Source organism: Bartonella sp. TT110JLCBS (assembly GCF_042193405.1).
Lineage (GTDB): Bacteria > Pseudomonadota > Alphaproteobacteria > Rhizobiales > Rhizobiaceae > Bartonella.
Map to the genome: position 1 here is coordinate 1 of NZ_JBHILT010000140.1, position 986 is coordinate 986.

A 986-nucleotide genomic window follows, 5' to 3' on the forward strand; every position below is an offset into this window, starting at 1 on the left:
AAGCGGAGGAAACAGCCCAAGAACCCAAATAGAAAGCAGGGTATGCCAAGCATGATGCGGAGCAAGGGCGTAGTGAGGTGGAAAATGCAAAAAGCACAGCGAATGCAGCGTGGAATAAAGCCCACAAAGCGAATGAAACAGCAGATAGTGCTAAGCTTACAGCAAGTTTAGCAGAAACGGCAGGCGAAGAAGCCAAGAAAATAGCGGAGAAAGCCAATAACTACGCGTATGAAGCAAAAGATGAAGCCGAAAAAGCCAAGGAAGTAGCTGATAGAGCGAAAAGGACAGCAGAAGAAGCTAAAACAACAGCCGATACGACGAAACAAGAGCTTGGAGGTATCAAGAGTTCCCTAGCAACGGCAACAACAGCCCATACAGTAGCTTCACAGGCAAAAGCGCTAGCGGAAGAGGTAAACAATTTACTGAAACAGTCCAATTTAACGGTTCTTTCAATTTCCACACCGTTTCTTGTTGCGAAAGGCAAAGCGGAATTAACCTTGAAAAAAGGAACACGCATAACTTTGGCATTAGGCAATGATATTTTAGTTGCAAGTTATACGGTAGATACAAGAATAAGCGTTCCTTCTCTTTCGGCGGGTAAGGATTATTATGTTTATTTGGTTTCTGATGGAGGACAGTCTCATAAATTTGTTTTATCAGAAAACTCTACGTATCCAAGGGATTACACAGTGAGTAATTCGCGAAAGATAGGAGGGTTTCATACGCTCTGTGCGGATGTTGGTACGATTTCCGGTCATCCATTGTCTGGTTATAGAGCAGGGGATATTTTACCCAATTCAGTTTGGTGTCTCAATCACCATCCGCATAGTTCACCAGAAGGTATGGTTTATGACCCCTCTACAGATCTTTGGGTTGATATTTATCTTCAGTCAGGCACCGGTGAAAATACGCGCTCGGCATATGGTGTTCCGATCACAACAGGTCGTACCTATACAGATCATGTAACGGATATGATGCGTGTCAAG

At 43.8% G+C, this 986-nt stretch carries 1 pseudogene; it reads left to right on the top strand.

Going from position 1 to position 986, the window contains the following annotated elements:
* Positions 1–77: 77 nt before the first annotated feature.
* Positions 78–986, top strand: a pseudogene (locus tag ACFILW_RS10065) (hypothetical protein); the annotation flags it as partial.